At 56.4% G+C, this 19,764-nt stretch carries 18 protein-coding genes and 1 tRNA gene; 13 read left to right on the top strand and 6 right to left on the bottom strand.

All coding sequences use genetic code 11. The features are described 5' to 3' along the window. Positions 1 to 123 precede the first annotated feature (123 nt). A tRNA-Arg gene (locus G6Q29_RS12955) sits at positions 124 to 195 on the bottom strand. A gap of 75 nt (positions 196 to 270) precedes the next feature. Beyond that, the gene (locus tag G6Q29_RS12950) at positions 271 to 1,200 is read right to left on the bottom strand and encodes a formate/nitrite transporter family protein (protein ID WP_165465914.1); all 930 of its coding nucleotides are present in this window, start codon (positions 1,198 to 1,200) and stop codon (positions 271 to 273) included. Positions 1,201 to 1,514: 314 nt separating this feature from the next. Here G6Q29_RS12950 and mlaA point away from each other — a divergent pair, with 314 nt between their 5' ends. Further along, positions 1,515 to 2,267 (top strand): phospholipid-binding lipoprotein MlaA, encoded by a 753-nt coding sequence (mlaA, locus tag G6Q29_RS12945; protein WP_165465913.1) that lies wholly within the window; start codon positions 1,515 to 1,517, stop codon positions 2,265 to 2,267. A gap of 45 nt (positions 2,268 to 2,312) precedes the next feature. Here mlaA and fadL read toward each other — a convergent pair whose 3' ends face one another. Beyond that, complete coding sequence (fadL, locus tag G6Q29_RS12940) at positions 2,313 to 3,641, bottom strand: long-chain fatty acid transporter FadL (protein ID WP_165465911.1); 1,329 nt, start codon at positions 3,639 to 3,641, stop codon at positions 2,313 to 2,315. 372 nt (positions 3,642 to 4,013) lie between these two features. Between fadL and G6Q29_RS12935 the strand changes: the two genes are divergently transcribed. The 4 genes from G6Q29_RS12935 (at position 4,014) to sixA (ending at position 8,697) form a co-directional block, all read left to right on the top strand. Next, positions 4,014 to 4,298: a YfcZ/YiiS family protein gene (locus G6Q29_RS12935; RefSeq protein WP_165465910.1), complete on the top strand. Its 285-nt coding sequence runs from the start codon at positions 4,014 to 4,016 to the stop codon at positions 4,296 to 4,298. A gap of 246 nt (positions 4,299 to 4,544) precedes the next feature. Continuing rightward, positions 4,545 to 5,855, top strand: coding sequence for an acetyl-CoA C-acyltransferase FadI (fadI, locus tag G6Q29_RS12930; RefSeq protein ID WP_165465908.1), 1,311 nt, complete (start codon positions 4,545 to 4,547; stop codon positions 5,853 to 5,855). After that, complete coding sequence (gene fadJ / locus G6Q29_RS12925; RefSeq protein ID WP_165465907.1) at positions 5,855 to 8,002, top strand: fatty acid oxidation complex subunit alpha FadJ; 2,148 nt, start codon at positions 5,855 to 5,857, stop codon at positions 8,000 to 8,002. The genes fadI and fadJ overlap by 1 nt, the downstream gene beginning before the upstream one ends. A 209-nt stretch (positions 8,003 to 8,211) precedes the next feature. Continuing rightward, the gene (gene sixA, locus G6Q29_RS12920; RefSeq protein WP_003861375.1) at positions 8,212 to 8,697 is read left to right on the top strand and encodes a phosphohistidine phosphatase SixA; all 486 of its coding nucleotides are present in this window, start codon (positions 8,212 to 8,214) and stop codon (positions 8,695 to 8,697) included. A gap of 47 nt (positions 8,698 to 8,744) precedes the next feature. On the opposite strand, the gene smrB is transcribed toward sixA, so the two are convergent. Continuing rightward, positions 8,745 to 9,296 carry an endonuclease SmrB gene (gene smrB / locus G6Q29_RS12915; RefSeq protein WP_015572246.1) on the bottom strand — a complete coding sequence of 184 codons (552 nt, stop codon included), beginning with the start codon at positions 9,294 to 9,296 and terminating at the stop codon, positions 8,745 to 8,747. A gap of 145 nt (positions 9,297 to 9,441) precedes the next feature. Here smrB and prmB point away from each other — a divergent pair, with 145 nt between their 5' ends. From prmB to G6Q29_RS12885, 6 genes are read left to right on the top strand one after another with little or no spacing between them, the layout of a single operon-like run. Further along, positions 9,442 to 10,374, top strand: coding sequence for a 50S ribosomal protein L3 N(5)-glutamine methyltransferase (gene prmB / locus G6Q29_RS12910; RefSeq protein WP_003861381.1), 933 nt, complete (start codon positions 9,442 to 9,444; stop codon positions 10,372 to 10,374). Between the two features lie 60 nt (positions 10,375 to 10,434). After that, positions 10,435 to 11,520 (top strand): chorismate synthase, encoded by a 1,086-nt coding sequence (gene aroC, locus G6Q29_RS12905; protein WP_165465905.1) that lies wholly within the window; start codon positions 10,435 to 10,437, stop codon positions 11,518 to 11,520. Positions 11,521 to 11,522: 2 nt separating this feature from the next. Continuing rightward, positions 11,523 to 12,347 carry a penicillin-insensitive murein endopeptidase gene (gene mepA, locus G6Q29_RS12900; RefSeq protein ID WP_165465903.1) on the top strand — a complete coding sequence of 275 codons (825 nt, stop codon included), beginning with the start codon at positions 11,523 to 11,525 and terminating at the stop codon, positions 12,345 to 12,347. After that, complete coding sequence (locus G6Q29_RS12895; protein ID WP_165465902.1) at positions 12,347 to 13,156, top strand: sulfite exporter TauE/SafE family protein; 810 nt, start codon at positions 12,347 to 12,349, stop codon at positions 13,154 to 13,156. The genes mepA and G6Q29_RS12895 overlap by 1 nt, the downstream gene beginning before the upstream one ends. Continuing rightward, complete coding sequence (locus G6Q29_RS12890; protein WP_165465900.1) at positions 13,156 to 13,701, top strand: elongation factor P hydroxylase; 546 nt, start codon at positions 13,156 to 13,158, stop codon at positions 13,699 to 13,701. The genes G6Q29_RS12895 and G6Q29_RS12890 overlap by 1 nt, the downstream gene beginning before the upstream one ends. 13 nt (positions 13,702 to 13,714) lie before the next feature. Then, positions 13,715 to 13,993, top strand: a complete 279-nt coding sequence (locus tag G6Q29_RS12885) for a YfcL family protein (RefSeq protein ID WP_165465898.1) — start codon at positions 13,715 to 13,717, stop codon at positions 13,991 to 13,993. A gap of 58 nt (positions 13,994 to 14,051) precedes the next feature. Here the strand turns inward: G6Q29_RS12885 and mnmC are convergent, their stop codons facing one another. Then, positions 14,052 to 16,049: a bifunctional tRNA (5-methylaminomethyl-2-thiouridine)(34)-methyltransferase MnmD/FAD-dependent 5-carboxymethylaminomethyl-2-thiouridine(34) oxidoreductase MnmC gene (gene mnmC / locus G6Q29_RS12880; protein ID WP_165465896.1), complete on the bottom strand. Its 1,998-nt coding sequence runs from the start codon at positions 16,047 to 16,049 to the stop codon at positions 14,052 to 14,054. Between the two features lie 158 nt (positions 16,050 to 16,207). On the opposite strand from mnmC, the gene fabB reads away from it, so the two are divergent. Then, a complete protein-coding gene (fabB, locus tag G6Q29_RS12875; protein WP_003861395.1) occupies positions 16,208 to 17,425 on the top strand; it encodes a beta-ketoacyl-ACP synthase I in 1,218 nt (405 codons plus the stop codon). Between the two features lie 68 nt (positions 17,426 to 17,493). Next, positions 17,494 to 18,672 (top strand): MFS transporter, encoded by a 1,179-nt coding sequence (locus tag G6Q29_RS12870; protein ID WP_165465895.1) that lies wholly within the window; start codon positions 17,494 to 17,496, stop codon positions 18,670 to 18,672. An 87-nt stretch (positions 18,673 to 18,759) separates the two neighbouring features. On the opposite strand, the gene flk is transcribed toward G6Q29_RS12870, so the two are convergent. Continuing rightward, a complete protein-coding gene (gene flk, locus G6Q29_RS12865; protein ID WP_165465894.1) occupies positions 18,760 to 19,764 on the bottom strand; it encodes a flagella biosynthesis regulator Flk in 1,005 nt (334 codons plus the stop codon).

Here is a 19,764-nt window from a genome sequence, read left to right as displayed (position 1 = left end):
AATAAATAATGAAGGATTAGGCCACAGAAGAGGGCGCTGACAAACGTAGCCGGAAACAGTGTGGGAATCGGCAAGCTCAGAACTGGGTGGATCTGAAGGAAGGGGAATAAAGATGAGCAGAAGTGTCCCCTGCAGGAATCGAACCTGCAACTAGCCCTTAGGAGGGGCTCGTTATATCCATTTAACTAAGGGGACGAAGCGGCAAGAGTATAACGTTATTTACACTTTTCGTTAAGCGCATTGCCGCCTGACTGGTCAAAGAGTCACCGTTCACGCCGATTTTTCGGCTGTTTTATCCTTTTTTTCCTGAGCCTTAAGCTCGGCCTTACGCTTGTTGGACATGTCGTTGCGGATTTGCGCATGGCTCAGCAGCGCAAAGATAAAGGTCCCGCCACAAATGTTGCCTGCGAGGGTAGGCAGGGCGAACGGCCAGAAAAAGTCGCTCCAGTGGAGTGTGCCGTTAAATACCAGATAAAGGATTTCAACGGTTCCAACAACAATGTGCGTGGTATCGGCGAGTGCGATAAGCCAGGTCATCAGGATAATCACCACGATTTTCGCGCTGCCCGCTGAGGGGAACATCCAGACCATAGTGGCGATGATCCAGCCGGAGATAATGGCATTAGAGAACATTTCAACCGGCGTGTTTTTCATCACATCCATGCCAATTTTTACAAATGCGTCGCGGGTCGGTTCATCAAATATTGGCATATATTCGAACGCCCAGGCTGCGATGCCCGTACCGATGAGGTTCCCCAGCAGCACGACGCTCCACAGGCGCATCAGTAAGCCGAAATTACCGAGGGTCGGATTTTGCATGACGGGCAGTACGGCAGTAACGGTATTCTCCGTAAAAAGCTGCTGTCGCGCCATAATGACGATAATAAAGCCGAACGTGTAGCCTAAATTCTCCAGCAAAAAACCGCCCGGTACGCCTTCCAGCTGAACGTGAAATATCCCTTTGGCGAGCAGAGAGGCGCCCATCGACAGGCCGGCTGCAATGGCTGACCACAGCAGGGCCATCGCGTCGCGCTCCATCTCTTTTTCCCCGTCCTGGCGAATATGCTCATGAATAGCCATGGCGCGCGACGGCAGGCGATCTTCATCGACTTCTATCTCTTCTCCCCGGTCTTTCTCCTCACTTTCAATCTCAAGCTCCTCATTGCTTTCGCCAATTTTCTCTTCGCTAAGGTCTTTCATAACAGCTCCTTCGGGGTTATCGCTCTTTTAAGCGTAGCGGCTTTTAGCGCCTTGCCCGTGGGGATGCTCTTAAATTGCTGTAAATGGCAATAAAGGTGAGACATCTTTTTCAAAGCCAAGATAAAATTGCCAGCGAAACGAATTCTGAAAGACAGGCTATGCTGAAATTAGCGTGATGACACGAGCGGGTCGTCATCGTCCTCATAGACATCGGTAAGCGTGCTGTTACAATCACTTGCACGTTTCGGGCGGAGCGTCTCATGCTCCGCCACAGATGGCATTCAACGATAGCCATATTGAACAGGGAGAAATTTATGAAGCTTCGGCTGTCGGCGCTTGCGCTGGGCGTTACAATGCTTGTGGGCTGCGCCAGCTCTGGCGAGCAAACGGGACGCTCCGATCCTCTCGAAGGATTTAACCGTTCAATGTACAGCTTTAACTATAATGTGCTGGATCCGTATCTCGTTCGTCCGGTTGCCGTGGCATGGCGTGACTACGTTCCGCAGCCGGCGCGTAACGGTCTGAGCAACTTTACCAGTAACCTGGAAGAACCTGCGGTCATGGTGAACTACTTCCTCCAGGGCGACCCGTATCAGGGGATGGTGCATTTCACCCGCTTCTTCCTGAACTCCCTCTTGGGTATGGGCGGCTTAATTGATGTCGCAGGCATGGCGAACCCGAAACTACAGCGTGAACAGCCGCACCGTTTCGGCAGCACGCTGGGACATTATGGCGTAGGTTATGGTCCGTATGTGCACCTGCCATTCTACGGCAGCTTTACCGTGCGTGATGATGCTGGCGACATGGTGGATACGCTGTATCCGGTGCTGTCATGGCTGACCTGGCCGCTGTCGATTGGTAAATGGACCGTAGAAGGAATTGAAACACGTGCGCAACTGCTGGACTCTGACGGTCTGCTGCGCCAGTCTTCCGATCCTTACATTATGGTGCGCGAAGCCTACTTCCAGAACCATGACTTTATTGCCAACGGCGGTAAGCTGAAGCCGGAAGATAATCCGAACGCGAAAGCCATCGAGAACGAGCTAAAAGATATCGACTCGGAATAAATAAAAAAGGTGAGCAATGCTCACCTTTTTTTGATCTGCGCGCGATTAGAACGCGTAGTTGAAGTTCATGCCGTACAGCCAGGCTTTACCTTCAGAAGAGAACTCATACGGGCCTTCCTGGAACGACACTTTCTGACCGTGCATATAAGAGACGCCCGCATCGATAGAGGCATCTTTGTTAAAGGCATAGGTCGCACCGGCGCTCAGCCAGAAGCGGTCCTGATCCGGGATGGAGATAGAGCGCTTATCCGCTGGTACCGGGCTGTCATCGAAGGCAATACCGGTACGGAATGTCCAGTTGTCATCCATATAGTAAGTGGTCCCCAGCGCGATACGGTACGCGTCACGGAAGCTTTCATCTTTATAGAAGAGGGTATCGCCGTTGCTGTTGGTGGCCTTAAGTTCCTGGAACTGGCTCCAGCTGGTGTAGGTCAGGCTATAGTGAACGGCCCACTGCGGTGCCACTTTGTTATAACCCGACAGTTCCCACATTTCAGGTAAATGCAGGCTCAGAGAACCGCCTGTGGTGCGGCCATCGGTGCCCATTGGCAGACCGAAGCTGCCGAGGATCTGGTTATAAGCGGAAGGCAGGCTGCTCTTGTAGTCGCCATCAAAGTCAATTTTCACTTCAGAGCGGTAGGTAAAGCCGTAACGGTTATCCTTGTCGATTTCGTACAGGATACCGGCGTTCCAGCCAAAGCCCCACTCATCACCCTTCAGGTGCGCAATCTGGGTATCTGCAGGCAGTCCCGCAACCTGCTGCGCAAGGCCAGGGATGGGCGGCAGAACGCCTGAGCCCGCTACGATCTGACCGAGGTCACCCGCGTAACGTTCGATTTTCGCTCTGGCGTATACCGCATCAAAGCCAACGCCGAAGCTCCAGTGGTTGTTCAGACGGTATGCACCGCTCAGGTTCAGGTTGAGCGTTTCGAGGTCGGTTTTACCACCGTAAGCACCGGCCGCGTAGTTGTTATTAAACTCGGTCGCTAAACCGTAGTTTGAGGTGACGGATGCACCCCAGCCGAACTGATCGTTGATAGGCGCGACGAAGTGCAGGTTAGGTACCCATGCGGTAGGCGCGATGTTATCAGAGTTCAGGCTGGCGCCCGTAGGCGAGGTCCCGGTGATATCCACACCCGGATCGACAAAAATAGCGCCTGCGGAGAACATTGGGCGATCAAACATCATGATCAGCGCCGGGTTGCGGCTGGCATTGCCTGCGTCATCGGCAATCGCACCTTCCCCGGAATACGCACGGCCAAGGCCAGAGGAAGAAAATTCGTTTAACTGGAAGCCCGCTGACCAGGCGGACGTTGAGACGATTGCCACTGCAACTGCTAACGCAGTTTGTTTGAACAGGGTTTTCTGGCTCATGACCATAACCTCATTGAGTTATTTTTATTCAATAATTGTTACATACCGTAACAGGAGCGCGAAGTGTAGGGTCTGAGGTATGACATACAAATCAGACCAGTGGCGAGAGTATAGGTCTGACCAGCCAGAATGTTGCAAGTTTGTTTATTAATATTTTCAAACATGTTTCTTGAAACGAGATCTGGTTGGCAAATTTGTGGTCAGTGCGATTCATCTGAAAAGGTGAATTTTGTTTTAGATCATTTTTTAGTGTGATATTGGTCACTTATCCGAATTTGCGTCATTAACGGCTGGAGGGGGCTCGCGAGGGGGCGTAAAATAGCTGCAACGTGTTTTTCTCGCGCGTTGCGCGAATACAGAGGAAATTGAGCTATGAGTAAATGCAGTGCTGATGAAACCCCGGTTTGCTGCTGTATGGATGTTGGCACCATTATGGACAACACCGATTGCACCGCCTCTTACAGCCGCGTATTCCCTAACCGTGTAGAAGCGGAAGAGACGCTGGTCGCGCTGAGCCAGCGCGCGCGCGAAGTCGAATCCGATCCATGCGAAATCAAATCCACCTTCACGGAAGTTGACGGTGGCGTGCAGCTGGATATCGACTTTGTGTTCGCCTGCGAAGCTGAAACGCTGATTTTCCAGCTGGGCCTGCGTTAATCCTTTTTGCCCGGCGGCGCTTCGCTTGCACGGGTCTACGATAGTGCTGGCCGGGTAACGTAACGCTGTCACCCGGCAACAAACCGCTTTAACGCCCCTGACATGCAGGGGCGTTTTCTTTTTCTTCTCTGTGTCTTAGCTCGCAATTTTTCGCTTCCCCGATTGGCTCAATGTAAAAAAATAGTTAAGACTATTATCAGGTCAGACCACTTAACGTGCGCGCAAAATTTTTTACAGGGGAGTGTTATGAGTCAGGCATTACCGCTTATCACCCGTCACGGTGATCGCATTGCCATTGTCAGCGGGTTACGTACGCCGTTTGCGCGTCAGGCAACAGCGTTTCACGGTATACCGGCTGTCGATCTGGGAAAAATGGTGGTGGGGGAGATGCTGGCTCGCAGCGAGATCCCGCCAGAGGTTATTGAGCAACTGGTTTTCGGCCAGGTAGTGCAAATGCCGGAAGCGCCCAACATCGCGCGTGAAATCGTGCTGGGCACAGGCATGAATGTTCATACCGATGCCTACAGCGTCAGCCGCGCCTGCGCCACCAGTTTTCAGGCGGTAGCGAACGTGGCGGAAAGCCTGATGGCGGGGACCATTCGTGCGGGGATCGCCGGAGGCGCGGATTCTTCATCCGTGCTGCCCATCGGCGTCAGCAAACAGCTGGCCCGCATTCTGGTCGATGCCAACAAAGCTCGCACCACCGGTGCGAAGCTCAAACTCTTCTCGCGTTTACGCCTGCGCGATCTCATGCCCGTGCCACCTGCCGTTGCTGAATACTCCACCGGCCTGCGCATGGGCGACACTGCCGAGCAGATGGCAAAAACCTACGGTATTACCCGCGAACAGCAGGATGCACTGGCGCATCGCTCGCATCAGCTCGCTGCGAAGGCCTGGTCGGAAGGCAAACTTGCCGACGAGGTGATGATGGCTTACATCCCGCCTTTCCGCGAGCCTCTGGTGGAAGATAACAACATCCGCGGCGCCTCGTCGCTGGCGGATTACGCCAAACTGCGCCCGGCGTTTGATCGTAAACACGGTACGGTAACCGCAGCGAACAGTACGCCACTGACGGACGGTGCCGCCGCCGTGATCCTGATGACGGAATCCCGGGCGAAAGAGCTGGGCATCACTCCGCTGGGCTATTTGCGCAGCTACGCCTTCACCGCCATTGATGTCTGGCAGGACATGCTGCTTGGTCCGGCCTGGTCCACGCCGCTGGCGCTGGATCGCGCAGGGCTAACCCTCGCCGATCTCACGCTGATTGATATGCACGAAGCCTTTGCCGCGCAGACGCTGGCAAACGTGCAGCTTATGGCGAGCGAGCGCTTTGCCCGCGATGTGCTGGGCCGCGCACATGCCACAGGCGAAGTGGATCAGAGTAAATTCAACGTACTGGGCGGCTCCATTGCCTACGGCCATCCGTTTGCGGCTACAGGGGCGAGAATGATAACCCAGACTTTGCACGAGCTGCGACGCCGTGGCGGCGGTTTTGGTCTCGTCACCGCCTGTGCGGCTGGCGGCCTCGGTGCAGCAATGGTTCTGGAGGCTGAATAATGGAAACGATATCTGCATTTAATCTGACTGTTCGCCTCGATAACGTGGCCGTTATTACCATTGATGTTCCCGACGAAAAGATGAATACCCTGAAAGCCGAGTTCGGTGTTCAGGTGCGTGAGATGCTCAGACAGATCCGCGAAAACAAGGCCATTCGTGGTCTGGTGTTTATTTCGGCCAAGCCGGACAACTTTATTGCCGGGGCGGATATCAACATGATCGCCCGCGCGACAAGCGCTCAGGAAGCCGAAGATCTGGCGCGTCAGGGGCAGCAGGTGATGGCAGAGATCCATGCGCTGTCGATACCCGTTGTTGCCGCGATCCACGGAGCCTGCCTGGGCGGCGGGCTTGAGCTGGCGCTGGCCTGCCACAGCCGCATCTGTACCGACGATGCGAAAACTGTGCTCGGATTGCCGGAGGTTCAGCTTGGATTGCTGCCCGGTTCTGGTGGAACGCAGCGCCTGCCGCGTCTGGTGGGCGTCAGTACTGCGCTGGAAATGATTTTAACGGGTAAACAGCTGCGCGCCCGTCAGGCGTTAAAGGCGGGTCTGGTTGACGATGTCGTTCCGCACACAATCTTGCTTGAGGCTGCCGTTGAGCGGGCGCTAAAAGGTCGTCAGGCGAAACGGCCTCTTCCGGTGCGCGAGCGTATCCTCGCCGGGCCGCTTGGCCGCGCTCTGCTGTTCAATATGGTGGGTAAGAAAACCGGGCAAAAAACCAAAGGAAACTATCCGGCAACGACGCGCATTCTGGAGGTGATTGAAACCGGTTTATCTCAGGGGAGCAGCAGCGGGTATGCCGCGGAAGCGAAAGCGTTTGGCGAACTGGCGATGACGCCGCAGTCGCAGGCACTGCGTAGTATTTTCTTTGCCAGCACGGAGGTGAAAAAAGATCCGGGCAGCGAAGCTGAACCTGCTCCGCTACGCGCTATTGGCGTTCTGGGTGGGGGGCTGATGGGCGGCGGCATCGCGTTTGTCACCGCCAGCAAAGGCAAATTGCCCGTACGTATCAAAGATATCAACCCTAAGGGCATCAACCACGCATTGCAGTACAGCTGGCAGAACCTTGATCGCAAAGTGAAACGCCGCCATATCAAGGCAAGTGAGCGCGATAAAACCCTCGCGACGATCACTGGCACTACCGACTACAGTGGGTTCGCGCATCGCGATCTGGTGATTGAAGCCGTGTTCGAAGATCTGGCCCTTAAGCAGCAGATGGTGGCGGACGTTGAACAGCACTGCGCGCCGCACACCATTTTCGCGTCAAACACCTCATCTTTGCCGATTGGCGACATTGCGGCGAAAGCCGCTCGCCCGGAGCAGGTGATAGGGTTGCACTATTTCAGCCCTGTCGAAAAAATGCCGCTGGTGGAGGTGATCCCGCATACCACAACCAGCCCGCAAACTATTGCTACCGTAGTGAAGCTGGCAAAAAAACAGGGCAAGACCCCGATTGTAGTAGCCGATAAAGCCGGCTTCTACGTCAATCGCATTCTGGCACCCTACATTAACGAAGCGATGCGGTTGCTGACGGAAGGGGAGAAAATTGAGCACGTGGATGACGCCCTGGTGAAGTTTGGTTTCCCTGTCGGCCCGATCCAACTTTTGGATGAGGTAGGAATTGATACGGGCACTAAAATTATCCCTGTGCTTGAAACAGCTTATGGCGATCGTTTTGCGCCGCCTGCAAACGTTGTTTCTGCAATTTTGAAGGACGATCGCAAAGGCAGAAAAAATGAACGCGGTTTCTATCTTTACACTGCGAAAGGGCGTAAAAGCAAGAAACAGGTCGACCCTTCAGTTTATGCGCTTATTCCTGTCACGGGTCAGGGAAAACTGTCGGCGGTTCAGTGTGCTGAGCGCTGTGTGATGATGATGCTCAATGAAGCGGCGCGCTGCTTTGGTGAGCAGGTGATCAAAAGCGCGCGCGACGGCGACATCGGTGCCGTGTTTGGTATCGGTTTTCCGCCATTCCTTGGCGGCCCGTTCCGGTATATGGATACCCTCGGGGCGGGTGAAGTGGTTGCGATCCTGCAACGTCTGGCCTCGCAGTACGGTCCACGGTTTACACCTTGTGACGAATTATTGCAGATGGCAGAACAGGGTCAGACTTTCTGGCCTGCAAGGGAAACGGTTTGCGTAAACTGAAGTCAAAGAAGGGTAAATCCTGTGGTGAATGGACCTGTTCTGGCGAAATTGTAAACAGAGATTGACTATACTTACGCCATTGAGGTAAAAAACAGCGTTTCATTCACCGAATGGATCAGGCACAATGCCCGGCCATCGGGTTTTCTACCTCAGAGCATTAATCGCGGGTAGTTAACGCCGGTGATTCTGGTTAACAAAAGCGGTGCAATATGCAAGTTTTTATCATGCGTCACGGCGACGCGGCACTCGATGCCGCCAGTGACTCAGTACGTCCTTTAACCGTCTGTGGCTGCGACGAATCCCGTCAGATGGCGACATGGCTTAAAGGTCAAAAAGTGGACATTGAACGCGTTCTGGTGAGTCCGTTCCTGCGGGCAGAACAGACGCTGGATGTGGTAGGGGAGTGTATGAACCTGCCTTCCAGTGTCGATGTTCTCCCTGAACTCACGCCGTGTGGCGATGTAGGTCTTGTCAGTGCTTATCTTCAGGCGCTGTGCAATGAAGGTGTCGCTTCCGCACTGGTCATTTCCCACCTGCCCCTGGTGGGCTATCTGGTATCTGAGCTGTGCCCGGGCGAAACGCCACCGATGTTCACGACGTCCGCCATTGCCAATGTCACCCTCGACGAAACCGGCAAAGGGGTCTTTAACTGGCAAATGAGTCCGTGCAACCTGAAGATGGCAAAAGCAATCTGACGTGACGTGCGATATGGCGGGGTGCGACGGTGCCTCCCGCCATCCTGTCAGGGCAATTCTGGCGGCTGCCACTCCTCCACTTCAATCAGTACCAGCAATGCGGCATCTCCGCCGTACTCTTTGGGTGCCTGATGAAACGCCATCACATGTGGATGCTGGGCCAACCACAGCGGTGTCTGTTGCTTAAGAATATGTTTGCCATGCCCGTGCATCACGCAGGCGCAAAACACATGCTCGCGACGACATGCCGCAATCAACGCCCCCAGCTCCTGTTTCGCCTGCATCTGGGTCAACCCATGCAGATCGAGGAACAGCTCCGGCGAGTAATCTCCCCGGCGTAATTTTTTCAATTCAAAATGGCTGACGTCTTCGCGCACGTATTTCACCGCACCCTGAGTATTAAGCAGCGGCTGAAACTCATCTGAAAAATAGTGGCTGTTATCGGCCTGCTCCTGAAGCAACCGTTTGACCGGTACCTCGCTGACTTTTTTACGCTGCGGGCGATGGACAATGGTGTCGTGCGTGATTTGACGCGTCCCGGTCATCAGCTGGCGGAAGAGAGCCTGATCCTCCTCGCTGAGCGATGTTTTCTTTTTCATTCGTCATTCTCATCTCGTATTTCCGATAGTGTACCCGACTAAACGCATTTTTTAACCTCAAGCGACGCGCGTCATTGCTGATTTATCGCCGTCTTCATGGCAAACTAGCCGCCGAAAATTATGCGAGCATGCCCTGGAGGAAAGAGTGGATAAAATTTTTGTCGATGAAGCAGTAAACGAGCTGCATACCATACAGGACATGTTGCGCTGGTCGGTTAGCCGCTTCAGCGCCGCCAATATCTGGTACGGTCACGGTACGGATAACCCGTGGGATGAGGCCGTTCAGCTGGTGCTGCCGTCTCTCTACCTGCCGCTGGATATTCCGGAAGACATGCGCACCGCGCGCCTGACCTCCAGCGAAAAACACCGCATCGTTGAGCGCGTGATCCGTCGCGTGAACGAGCGTATTCCGGTGGCTTACCTGACCAACAAAGCCTGGTTCTGCGGCCACGAATTCTACGTTGATGAGCGCGTGCTGGTGCCACGTTCGCCGATTGGCGAGCTGATCAACAACCACTTTGACGGCCTGATTAACCATCAGCCGCAGCATATTCTGGATATGTGCACCGGCAGCGGCTGCATCGCCATTGCCTGCGCGTACGCCTTCCCGGAAGCGGAAGTGGACGCCGTCGATATTTCCACCGACGCGCTGGCCGTCACCGAACACAATATTGAAGAGCACGGGCTGATCCATCACGTCACCCCTATTCGTTCTGACCTGTTCCGCGACCTGCCGACGCTGCAATACGACCTGATCGTCACCAATCCGCCGTACGTGGATGCAGAAGACATGTCCGATCTGCCGAACGAGTACCGCCACGAGCCGGAGCTGGGCCTGGCGTCAGGCTCTGACGGGCTGAAGCTGACCCGCCGCATCCTGGCCTGCGCGCCGGATTATCTGACCGACGACGGCGTTCTGATTTGTGAAGTGGGCAACAGCATGGTACATCTGATAGAGCAGTACCCGGATGTGCCGTTCACCTGGCTTGAGTTCGACAACGGCGGTGACGGCGTCTTTATGCTGACTAAAGCGCAGCTGCTTGATGCACGCGAATACTTCAGCATTTACAAAGATTAATCCAGCGGGCTTCGGCCCGTTTCACAACGCTCAAACACAAACAACAACATCGGAGCCGTGATGGCAGGAAACAGTATTGGACAGATATTCCGTGTGACCACCTTTGGCGAGTCGCACGGTCTGGCACTGGGTTGTATCGTTGATGGCGTCCCGCCAGGCATCGAACTGACCGAAGCTGATTTACAGCATGACCTTGACCGTCGTCGTCCGGGTACCTCTCGCTACACCACGCAGCGTCGCGAGCCGGACCAGGTCAAAATTCTTTCCGGCGTCTTTGAAGGCCGTACCACCGGGACCAGCATTGGTCTGCTGATTGAAAACACCGATCAGCGCTCTCAGGACTACGGCGCGATTAAAGACGTCTTCCGCCCGGGCCACGCCGACTATACCTACGAACAAAAATATGGCTTTCGCGACTATCGCGGCGGCGGACGTTCTTCCGCGCGTGAAACCGCGATGCGCGTGGCGGCAGGGGCGATTGCCAAAAAATATCTCCAGCAGAAATGTGGCATCGTTATCCGCGGCTGTCTGACCCAGATGGGCGACATTCCGCTGGCGATCAAAGACTGGGATCAGGTAGAACTTAACCCGTTCTTCTGCGCCGATGTCGACAAGCTGGACGCGCTGGATGAGCTCATGCGCGGCCTGAAAAAAGAGGGCGACTCCATTGGCGCGAAAGTCACCGTGGTGGCCGACGGCGTGCCGGCTGGCTGGGGAGAGCCGGTCTTTGACCGCCTCGACGCCGATATCGCCCACGCGCTGATGAGTATCAACGCGGTGAAAGGCGTCGAAATCGGCGACGGTTTTGACGTGATTCAGCTTCGCGGCAGCCAGAACCGCGACGAAATCACGAAGGCGGGTTTCCAGAGCAACCATGCGGGCGGCATTCTGGGCGGTATCAGCAGCGGGCAGCAAATTATTGCCAATATCGCGCTGAAGCCAACGTCCAGTATTACCGTACCGGGCCACACGATTAACCGCGCTGGCGAAGAAGTTGAGATGATCACCAAAGGGCGTCACGATCCGTGCGTGGGGATCCGTGCGGTGCCGATCGCGGAAGCGATGCTGGCGATCGTGCTGATGGATCACTTCCTGCGCCAGCGCGCGCAGAATGCGGATGTGACGACCACCCTTCCACGCTGGTAACTATGAAAAAAACCGCAATCGCTCTGCTGGCGCTGCTGGTCAGTGGAGCAAGCCTGGCCGCCACGCCATGGCAGAAAATCACCCACCCGGTAGCGGGGAGCGCGCAGTCCATTGGCGCTTTCTCCAACGGGTGCATCGTCGGTGCGCAGGCGCTGCCGTTGCAGTCGGACACTTATCAGGTGATGCGTACCGATCAGCGACGTTATTTCGGCCACCCCGATCTGCTGCTATTTATTCAGCGTCTTGGGAACCAGGTGCATAACCTGGGGCTGGGGACGATGCTGATTGGGGATATGGGAATGCCTGCCGGTGGTCGCTTCAACGGCGGTCACGCCAGCCACCAGACCGGACTGGATGTGGATATCTTCCTGCAATTGCCGAAAACGCGCTGGAGCTCGGCGCAGCTGCTGAAACCGCAGGCGCTGGATCTGGTCTCGGCCGACGGTAAACGGGTCGTCGCCTCGCGATGGTCGCCGGAAATTTCCAGCATGATTAAGCTGGCGGCAGAGGATAACGACGTCACGCGGATCTTTGTCAACCCGGCCATCAAGCAGCAGCTTTGCCTGGATGCGGGAACGGATCGCGACTGGCTGCGTAAAGTGCGCCCGTGGTTCCAGCATCGTGCCCATATGCATGTTCGCCTGCGTTGCCCGGCGAACAGCCTGGAATGTGAAGATCAGCCGCTGCCGCCGCCTGGCGATGGTTGTGGTTACGAACTGCAAAGCTGGTTTGAACCGGCCAAGCCTGGAACCTCTAAGCCTGAGAAGAAGACACCGCCTCCGTTGCCGCCTTCCTGCCAGGCGCTACTGGATGAGCATGTACTTTAATGGATAATTTCGTCGATCTGTTCATGGTGTCACCGCTGCTGCTGGCGGTGCTCTTTTTTGTTGCGATGTTAGCCGGATTTATCGATGCCCTGGCGGGCGGCGGCGGGTTGCTCACCGTTCCGGCGCTGCTGGCGGCAGGCATGAGCCCAGCTCAGGCGCTCGCCACCAACAAACTCCAGGCATGCGGCGGCTCGCTCTCCTCCTCGCTCTATTTTGTTCGGCGCAAAGTGGTCAATCTCGCCGATCAGAAGCTCAATATCCTGATGACGTTTATTGGCTCAACGGCGGGCGCGCTGCTGGTCCAGCACGTACAGTCCGATATTCTGCGCCAGATCCTGCCGCTGCTGGTTATCTGTATCGGCCTCTATTTCCTGCTGATGCCAAAGCTCGGGGAAGAAGATCGGCAGCGTCGGCTGCACGGCCTGCCGTTTGCGCTGATTGCCGGTGGCTGCGTCGGTTTTTACGACGGGTTCTTTGGCCCGGGGGCTGGCTCGTTTTATGCGCTGGCATTTGTGACGCTGGCCGGGTTTAACCTCGCCAAATCTACCGCCCATGCCAAAGTCCTCAACGCGACCTCCAACGTCGGCGGTCTCCTGCTGTTTATCATTGGGGGCAAGGTTATCTGGGCTACCGGTTTTGTAATGATGGCAGGGCAGTTTTTGGGTGCGCGCGCAGGCTCGCGTCTGGTATTAAGCAAAGGGCAAAAGCTGATCCGCCCGATGATTGTTGTCGTCTCGGCGGTGATGAGCGCCAAACTTCTTTATGACAGCCATGGACAGGAGATCCTCACCTGGTTGGGGATGAACTAATGAACAGTACGCATAACTACGAACAGCTGATTGAGATCTTCGATAGCTGTTTTGCTGATGATTTTAATACCCGTCTGATTAAAGGCGACGACGAACCGATCTATCTTCCTGCTGATGATGAGGTTCCGTATAACCGCATCATCTTTGCCCACGGCTTTTACGCCAGCGGTTTGCACGAAATTTCACACTGGTGTATCGCCGGGAAAGCGCGTCGCGAGCGGGTGGATTTTGGTTACTGGTACTGCCCGGACGGGCGCGACGCCGCTACCCAGGGGCAGTTCGAAGATGTGGAGGTGAAACCCCAGGCGCTCGAATGGCTGTTCTGCGTGGCGGCGGGTTTCCCGTTCAATGTGAGTTGTGACAATCTCGAAGGTGACTTCGAGCCAGACCGTATCGTCTTCCAGCGCCGCGTGCATGCGCAGGTGATGGAATATCTTGAGAGAGGCATCCCGGAACGCCCGGCGCGCCTGATTGAGGCTTTACAGAATTATTACCACACGCCGGCGATCGCGGCGGAATGCTTCCCATGGCCGGAAGATCTTTAACAGAGGAAAGAAGATGATCGCAGAATTTGAATCACGCATTCTGGCGTTAATTGATGACATGGTGGAACACGCCAGTGACGATGAGCTGTTCGCCAGCGGTTATCTGCGCGGTCACCTGACGCTGGCAGTAGCCGCGCTGGAAGCGGGGGACGATCACTCTGCCGACGCCGTTCACGCAGAAGTCACTCGCAGCCTGGAAAATGCCATTCAGGCGGGGGAACTCTCTCCGCGCGACCAGTCTTTAGTACTGGGCATGTGGGACAATTTGTTCCAGCAGGCGAACGCGAAGTAAGTGTGTCACCTCCCTCTCCCTTTGGGAGAGGGCCGGGGTGAGGGCACCTGACCGCACCCTACTTAACCATTTTCCCCTTCAGCAGTTTCCTTACCCACAACCGGTTCGGATTCAACCCCGCGAGTGTAACTCTGTCCAGCGGAATCGGCTCATCGCTCATCTGTGCGGCTAACGCTTCAGCCAGCAGCGGTGCGGAACATAATCCTCGTGAGCCTAAGCCACCCAGCATAAACAGCTCGGGGTGAACGGGCGCACTTACCGCCGTTTCTTTGTTGTCTGCAAGATCCTGATAGACTTCAAGCGTGGCGTCATAGTCCGGCACGTTTCCCGCCATCGGCAGGTGATCGCGGGTCGCGCAGCGTACGCCGCATCGCGCCTGACCCTCACTGACGTCCACCGCTTTCGCCCACGCCGCGTCCGGGAAACAATCAACCAGCCGCTGACGGTTCTGTTGCTGATCCGCTTCGCTGTACTGCATATCTGTTTCACCACGATGGTAGCTGGCACCGATGCAGTGATGGCCGTTTGACGGATTTTGCGGCGTCAGGTAGCCGTCGTAACACAGCACCTGGCACAGCTTGCTCAGTTCGGGCGCGGTCGGGATATGGCTCACCTGGCCGCCGACCGGATAAACCGGCAATGACTCAGTCTGGGTAAACTGGCTGACATGATGTCCGTTAGCCAGTACAACGCTGGCATGCTGCACCTCTTTGCCGTCAGCAAAATGCAGTTTCCAGTGGGCAGTGCGGCTTAGCGATTGAACCTTATGGGCATAATGCACTGTCAACCCACGCGACTGCCCGAGGGTTATCGCCGCAGAAGTCAGTTCAGCCGGACACAGCCAGCCGCCGAGTGGATACTGAATACCGCCACAGCCGGTGTCGACGCCAGTGGTTTCTGTAACCTGCTGCGCCGTCACTGCATGGGCGATGGCCCCCGGCAGACCCAGCGACAGCATTTGTGTGATTTTCTGCTGGCTCTTCTCGTCCCAGCCGAGCTGCGTCACGCCGCACCAGTCGTGGTCGAACGCAACCGGCAGGCTATCGTAAAGGCGGCGAGCAAACGTAAACGCCGCCGGGAAGAACTGGAACAGTGCCGGATCGTGTGAACTTAATAAGGGATAAAGCGCGCCCTGACGGTTGCCTGATGCGCCCGTCGCCGGCGCCTCGTCAGCGCAGTAGAGCGTCACCTGCCAGCCCCGGTGCAGCAGCGCCAGCGAGAGCAGGGCGCTGGCAATACCGCCGCCCACAATGGCGACCTCACGCGACGCACTGGGGCGGCGAGCAAACCAGGGGGCCTGTGCCGGGATCGCCAGATCCTGCTCCATCATCCCGACCAGCATGTCGCGTTTGCGGCCAAAGCCTTTGGTTTTCCGCATGGTAAACCCCGCCTCCTGCAACCCACGGCGAACAAATCCCGCCGAGGTGAAGGTGGCAAGCGTTGCGCCCGGGCGTGCCAGGCGTGCCATGGCGCCGAACAGATGCGGGCTCCACATGTCCGGGTTTTTGGCGGGCGCAAAACCGTCCAGGAACCAGGCGTCCACCTTTTGATTCATTGAGTCATCGAGCTTATCGGTCAGGTCGTTAATATCGCCCAGCCACAGGTCGAGGATGACGCGTCCGTTGTCCAGAATCAGACGATGACAGCCACCGATAGCCGGAGGCCACTGGGCCTGAAGCTGTTCCGCCCAGTGGGCAAGCTCCGGCCAGCGCTGATGGGCAAGCCGGAGATCGTGCGCGGTAAGCGGAAATTTTTCGAAACTGATGAAATGTAATCTTTGTAAGGTAGCCTCGGGGTGTGCAGCGCGAAACGCGTCGAACGCCTGCCAGAGCGTCAGAAAATTCAGCCCGGTGCCGAAACCGCTCTCCGCTACGACAAACAGGCTGCGCGGATGCTCAGGGAAGCGGGTGCTGAGATGATTTCCTTCGAGGAAGACATAGCGCGTCTCTTCCAGTCCATTATCATTAGAAAAGTAGACGTCATCAAAATCTCGGGAAACAGGTGTACCCTCAGCGTTAAATTCGAGGTTGGCAGGTTGTATGGCGTTTTGTTTCACGTAAGTTACTCGTCCGACAGGCAGTGGCATGATCTTAACGATGTGAGCCTGTCGGTGCAAATTTCCACAGAAAATCGCTGATCGGACTTGTTCGGCGTACAAGTGTACGCTATTGTGCGACTCGAAACTTTTTATAGTGCGACTTACAGAGGTATTGAATGAAACGTGCAGTGATTACTGGCCTGGGCATCGTTTCCAGCATCGGTAATAACCAGCAGGAAGTCCTGGCATCTCTGCGTGAAGGACGCTCCGGGATCACTTTCTCTGAAGAGTTTAAAGATTCTGGAATGCGTAGCCACGTATGGGGTAACGTTAAACTGGACACCACCGGTTTAATTGACCGTAAAGTGGTTCGTTTCATGAACGATGCCTCTATCTACGCCTATCTTTCCATGCAGGAAGCGATCAAGGATTCTGGTCTAAGCGAAGATGTTTACCAGAACAACCCGCGCGTGGGGCTGATTGCAGGCTCAGGCGGTTCCTCTAAAGCTCAGGTGTTCGGTGCTGACGCTATGCGTAGCCCGCGCGGCCTGAAAGCGGTCGGTCCATACGTTGTGACCAAAGCTATGGGTTCTGCTGTGTCCGCGTGCCTGGCAACGCCGTTTAAAATCCACGGTGTGAACTACTCCATCAGCTCTGCCTGTGCAACCTCCGCACACTGTATCGGTAATGCGGTTGAGCAGATCCAGCTGGGCAAACAGGACATCGTATTTGCTGGCGGCGGCGAAGAGCTGGGCTGGGAAATGGCCTGTGAGTTCGACGCGATGGGCGCACTGTCCACCAAATACAACGAAACGCCAGACAAAGCGTCCCGTACCTATGACGCACACCGCGACGGTTTTGTTATCGCTGGCGGCGGCGGTATGGTTGTGGTTGAAGAGCTGGAACACGCGCTGGCGCGTGGCGCGCACATCTACGCTGAGATCGTGGGTTATGGCGCAACGTCCGACGGCGCTGACATGGTTGCGCCATCCGGCGAAGGCGCGGTGCGCTGCATGAAGATGGCGATGCACGGCGTTGATACCCCAATCGACTACCTGAACTCACACGGCACTTCTACTCCGGTAGGCGACGTGAAAGAGCTGGGTGCGATCCGCGAAGTGTTCGGCGACAACAGCCCGGCCATCTCTGCAACCAAAGCCATGACCGGTCACTCGCTGGGTGCGGCAGGCGTGCAGGAAGCAATTTACTCTCTGCTGATGCTGGAAAACGGCTTTATCGCGCCAAGCATCAATATCGAAGAGATGGACGAGCAGGCGGCCGGCCTGAACATCGTGACCGAAACCACCGAACGTGAGCTGACGACCGTTATGTCCAACAGCTTCGGTTTCGGCGGCACCAACGCCACGCTGGTGATGCGTAAGCTGAAAGCGTAAGCGTTTGAAGGTATAGTAGAAGGGAGCCGCACGGCTCCCTTTTTTTATGCCTGAACACGGAGTTATGCATGAAGGCTGTTACCCCTGAGAAGAGCGCTCTTTCCGGGAACCTTTCCCTTTTCCGCATCGCCTTTGCGGTGTTTCTGACCTATATGACCGTTGGTCTGCCGCTGCCTGTGATCCCCTTGTTCGTTCACCAGGAGCTGGGCTATGGCAACACTATGGTGGGCATTGCGGTAGGCATTCAGTTTTTAGCGACGGTGTTAACCCGGGGCTACGCCGGTCGTCTGGCGGATCAGTACGGCGCAAAACGCTCGGCGTTGCAGGGGATGTTTGCCTGCGGGCTGGCGGGGGGAGCCTGGCTGCTGGCGGCGCTGTTGCCGATAGAGGCAGCGTATAAATTCGCGCTGCTGGTGGCAGGGCGCCTGATCCTCGGCTTTGGCGAAAGCCAGCTGCTGACCGGCACCCTGACCTGGGGAATGGGACTGGTGGGACCTGCGCGTTCCGGAAAAGTGATGTCCTGGAACGGGATGGCGATATACGGCGCGCTGGCGGCTGGCGCACCACTGGGGCTGCTGATCCACAGCCAGTTTGGTTTTGCGGCGCTGGCAGGCACCACCATGGTATTGCCGCTTCTCGCGTGGGCGTTTAATGGTTCGGTGCGTAAGGTACCCGCCCATAAAGGCGAGCGTCCTTCGCTGTGGAGCGTAGTGGGGCAAATCTGGCAGCCAGGGCTGGGGCTGGCGCTTCAGGGGGTGGGCTTCGCGGTTATTGGTACCTTTGTCTCCCTCTATTTTATGAGCCGCGGTTGGGCGATGGCGGGCTTTACGCTGACGGCCTTTGGCGGCGCGTTTGTGTTGATGCGCGTGCTGTTTGGCTGGATGCCGGATCGCTTTGGCGGCGTGAAGGTGGCCGTGGCTTCACTTGTCATTGAGACCGTGGGTCTGTTACTGCTCTGGCAGGCGCCGTCCGCCTCCGTTGCGCTGCTGGGTGCGGCGTTAACCGGCTGCGGCTGCTCGCTGATCTTCCCGGCGCTGGGCGTGGAGGTGGTGAAGCGCGTGGCTCCACAGGTTCGCGGCACGGCGCTGGGCGGCTACGCAGCGTTTCAGGATATCTCTTACGGCGTCACCGGGCCGCTGGCAGGAGTGCTTGCAACGTCGTTTGGCTATCCTTCCGTATTTCTCGCCGGTGCGGTGTCAGCGGTGGTGGGGATTGTGGTGACGCTGGTAGCGTTTCGCAAGCGGTAGTATGTTGGCGGGTGGCGGCTTCGCCTTACCCGGCCTGATGTTCGAGCCGTTGTAGGCCCGGTAAGCGAAGCGCCACCGGGCAAATCCTCACGCAACCATCCAGAAAATCGCCAGTGCAATCAATAATGCAACAAGCATCAATCCCGGACGGGCAGAAAGCGTTTTGAACGTGTCAACTACGGGGGCAAACAGCGGGTTGTAAATCGGCTGAATGTTTCTTACCTCCGGCACGCCGCCTTCCCGCTCGGCGCGGCGAACGAAGATCTGATTGAGCACATCCTGCACCTGCGCGGTGGTCAGCACCGTTTGCGGCGTGGCCTGCCAGCTCTGCTGAGCGTAATCCCGAATCAGATCGAACTCGTGTGGTTCCAGCGGTTGTTTCAGCGCCGCCTGTACGCTGTGCAGGGTAGGGGCGCTCTGGGTACTGAGCGTCTGACGCGCCTGGAGCCAGGTCACCAAATGGGTAAATTGTTTCGCCGGGATCATCTCGCCCGCTTTCACGCCGGAAAGTTCCAGCATGGATTGCCAGATGAGCTTTGTTGGTTCGCCGGTGGCGGCAGCCAGCTTAGTGACCATCTGCTTGAGCGTATTATGCTCCGCTGGCTGCAACGGCCTCTCCGTCGACGGGCGCTGTTGCGGCTGCGGGATAGAAAGCTGATTGCTTTGCAGCAGGGTCAACACGGTTTTCAGCTGTTCCGGGGAAAGCTGGCTCAGGGCGGTATGACCGTACTGTTGACGGATAAAATCACTCACCGCCTGGCGATTATTTCCCTGGCCCAACAGCTCGGTCAGCTGCGAGATAATCTGGCGGGTAGTGTGTTGCTGCTGTGCGCTGGTAAGACGCTGGTTCAGGTTTTGTTCAGCGGCAGGAAAATGGCGCGACTGTAACGGCGCATCGTTTCTGACGCCCAGATCGTGCTTAACGCCGGCCCATACCTCTGCGTTTTGCTGTGAGGTCAACGCAATAAGGCGCGTGATCAGCCGCTCCAGTACGGTGCGTTGCTGCGTGGAGAGCGGTTGTTCGCCTGGTGTATTGGGCGTTACGGGGCCTTCACCCGGAGGGCGCGGAGGCGTACCTGAAATGGGCTGCAT

This window comes from Enterobacter cloacae, from assembly GCF_011078175.1.
GTDB lineage: Bacteria > Pseudomonadota > Gammaproteobacteria > Enterobacterales > Enterobacteriaceae > Enterobacter > Enterobacter cloacae_Q.
The sequence above is the reverse complement of the archived record's forward strand: the minus strand, read 5'-3'. Positions and strand labels throughout refer to the sequence as shown.

Excerpts from the sequence above, each read along its gene's own strand:
- mlaA (WP_165465913.1), top strand. The coding sequence starts at position 1,515 with ATGAAGCTTCGGCTGTCGGCGCTTGCGCTGGGCGTTACAATGCTTGTG.
- fadL (WP_165465911.1), bottom strand. The coding sequence starts at position 3,641 with ATGAGCCAGAAAACCCTGTTCAAACAAACTGCGTTAGCAGTTGCAGTG.
- fabB (WP_003861395.1), top strand. The coding sequence starts at position 16,208 with ATGAAACGTGCAGTGATTACTGGCCTGGGCATCGTTTCCAGCATCGGT.
- fadJ (WP_165465907.1), top strand. The coding sequence starts at position 5,855 with ATGGAAACGATATCTGCATTTAATCTGACTGTTCGCCTCGATAACGTG.
- G6Q29_RS12885 (WP_165465898.1), top strand. The coding sequence starts at position 13,715 with ATGATCGCAGAATTTGAATCACGCATTCTGGCGTTAATTGATGACATG.
- mepA (WP_165465903.1), top strand. The coding sequence starts at position 11,523 with ATGAAAAAAACCGCAATCGCTCTGCTGGCGCTGCTGGTCAGTGGAGCA.
- sixA (WP_003861375.1), top strand. The coding sequence starts at position 8,212 with ATGCAAGTTTTTATCATGCGTCACGGCGACGCGGCACTCGATGCCGCC.
- G6Q29_RS12870 (WP_165465895.1), top strand. The coding sequence starts at position 17,494 with ATGAAGGCTGTTACCCCTGAGAAGAGCGCTCTTTCCGGGAACCTTTCC.
- flk (WP_165465894.1), bottom strand. The coding sequence starts at position 19,764 with ATGCAGCCCATTTCAGGTACGCCTCCGCGCCCTCCGGGTGAAGGCCCC.
- fadI (WP_165465908.1), top strand. The coding sequence starts at position 4,545 with ATGAGTCAGGCATTACCGCTTATCACCCGTCACGGTGATCGCATTGCC.
- G6Q29_RS12895 (WP_165465902.1), top strand. The coding sequence starts at position 12,347 with ATGGATAATTTCGTCGATCTGTTCATGGTGTCACCGCTGCTGCTGGCG.
- aroC (WP_165465905.1), top strand. The coding sequence starts at position 10,435 with ATGGCAGGAAACAGTATTGGACAGATATTCCGTGTGACCACCTTTGGC.
- G6Q29_RS12890 (WP_165465900.1), top strand. The coding sequence starts at position 13,156 with ATGAACAGTACGCATAACTACGAACAGCTGATTGAGATCTTCGATAGC.
- G6Q29_RS12935 (WP_165465910.1), top strand. The coding sequence starts at position 4,014 with ATGAGTAAATGCAGTGCTGATGAAACCCCGGTTTGCTGCTGTATGGAT.
- G6Q29_RS12950 (WP_165465914.1), bottom strand. The coding sequence starts at position 1,200 with ATGAAAGACCTTAGCGAAGAGAAAATTGGCGAAAGCAATGAGGAGCTT.
- smrB (WP_015572246.1), bottom strand. The coding sequence starts at position 9,296 with ATGAAAAAGAAAACATCGCTCAGCGAGGAGGATCAGGCTCTCTTCCGC.